This is a genomic window from Shewanella sp. N2AIL, assembly GCF_022690845.1.
GTDB lineage: Bacteria > Pseudomonadota > Gammaproteobacteria > Enterobacterales > Shewanellaceae > Shewanella > Shewanella baltica.
This window is the reverse complement of sequence record NZ_JALBYT010000063.1, coordinates 1-1,978: the sequence shown is the minus strand read 5'-3', so window position 1 is coordinate 1,978 and position 1,978 is coordinate 1. Positions and strand designations below refer to the sequence as shown.

The following is a 1,978-nucleotide window of genomic DNA, read 5'->3' as shown; positions in this document are numbered from 1 at the left end:
GGCGGGTAATATGAGTGCGAGCGAGTGCTTCTGAGAGTTGCATAAAAAAATCCGATGACATGAGGTCATCGGATTTTGATCTTTTCAGCGAGATCGTCAAGTGATCTGTCTTAACTGATCGGCATTATGCAATTGCATGGCTTTTTTATTTCTATCGTAAAACTCACACTATATTTAAGGTTTAGCTCAATCCATTTTTTTGTTAGTATTCGCGCCTTATTTTTATCCACACAACAACTTAATAACAGAGGTTCAATGTTTGATCTCATTCGCCACAAAACGTCTAGTCATAAAGCCGATGTGCTTTCAGGGCTAACAGTTGCACTTGCGCTTATCCCAGAAGCGGTCGCATTTGCCTTTGTCGCCCATGTAGAGCCTATGGTTGGACTTTATGCCGCCTTTATCATGGGACTTATCACGGCACTGATTGGTGGCCGTCCAGGGATGATTTCGGGCGCGACAGGCGCGATGGCCGTTGTCATGGTGTCTTTGGTCGTAGAGCACGGTGTCCAATATTTATTTGCTGCCGTAGTCTTAGCGGGACTCATCCAGATCTCAGCCGGGGTATGTAAACTCGGTAAATTTATTCGGATTGTGCCCTATCCCGTCATGATTGGCTTTGTGAATGGTCTGGCGATTGTGATTTTCCTCGCCCAGCTAGGTCAGTTTAAGGTCAAGGATGTCAGCGGAAACTTAGTCTGGTTGCCACAAGAACCATTAATGCTGATGTTAGGCTTAGTGGCACTGACGATGGCTATCATTTATTTTTTGCCTAAGATCACCACAGCAGTGCCTTCATCACTAGTCGCAATCCTCACTGTGACGGCAATTGTCGTCGGACTCGATCTTGATACTCGTAATGTCCTCGACTTCCTAAAAACCATGAGTGGTAATGACAATGCGACGATAGCGGGTTCATTACCTAGCTTTGCGATTCCCTCTGTGCCTTTTAATCTTGAAACCTTATATATCATCCTGCCCTACTCCTGCATCTTAGCGGCTGTTGGTCTTATCGAATCACTGCTGACATTAACTGTGATAGATGAGATGACCAATACCCGTGGTCGCAGCAACAAAGAATGCGTCGGCCAAGGTCTTGGGAACATCACCAGCGGCTTCTTCGGTGCTATGGGTGGTTGTGCCATGATAGGTCAATCGATGATTAACATTAACTCGGGTGGACGCGGCCGATTATCAGGAATTACAGCCGCAGTCGCCCTGCTTGCCTTTATCTTATTTGGCGCTTCATTTATTGAGATAATCCCACTTGCGGCGCTAGTTGGGGTGATGTTTATCGTTGTGCTCGGCACCTTTGAATGGGCAAGCTTTAAGTTTATGGGCAAGGTCCCGAAACATGATGCTTTCGTTATCGTGCTAGTGACGACGGTAACCGTATTTACCGATCTGGCATTTGCGGTATTTGTCGGCGTAATCGTTTCAGCCTTAGTCTTTGCCTGGGAACATGCCAAGCATATTAATGTGACGGAAGAGCAGAATGAGCAAGGCTGGAAAGTCTATAAACTCAATGGCCCATTGTTTTTCGGCTCAATTGCGAACTTCCTCGAGCTATTTGACCCATCAAAAGATCCACAAGATGTGGTTATCGACTTTAAGAACTCTCGGGTTGCCGATCATTCCGCATTGGAAGCAATAGACACGCTCGCTGAACGTTATGTTAATGCGGGTAAGAAGTTGCACTTGATCCACTTAAGCGCTGACTGTAAAGCACTGCTGCATAAAGCGGGAAATCTTGTCGAAGTGAATCAACTCGATGATCCTCACTATAAAGTGGCCGATGATAAGCTGGATTCGTAAGCAATGTTTCATTAGCAATGTGTGAGCTTCCATAAGTGTCCCGTCCTAAGATAGGTTGACAGTTTTTAGGCCAGCTCCAGTAGCTGGCCTTTTCTATTGTGCACCTGATTAGGGGTTGCCATATTCAAACTCAGATGCGGTCTCATTTCGTTGTATATTGCTA

The 1,978-nt window shown here is 45.8% G+C and carries 1 protein-coding gene; it reads left to right on the top strand.

Features of this window, described 5'->3' with window-relative positions:
• Window positions 1-255 precede the first annotated feature (255 nt).
• A complete protein-coding gene (locus MO387_RS20685; protein ID WP_107947098.1) occupies window positions 256-1,815 on the top strand; it encodes a SulP family inorganic anion transporter in 1,560 nt (519 codons plus the stop codon).
• The last annotated feature ends 163 nt before the right edge of the window (window positions 1,816-1,978 follow it).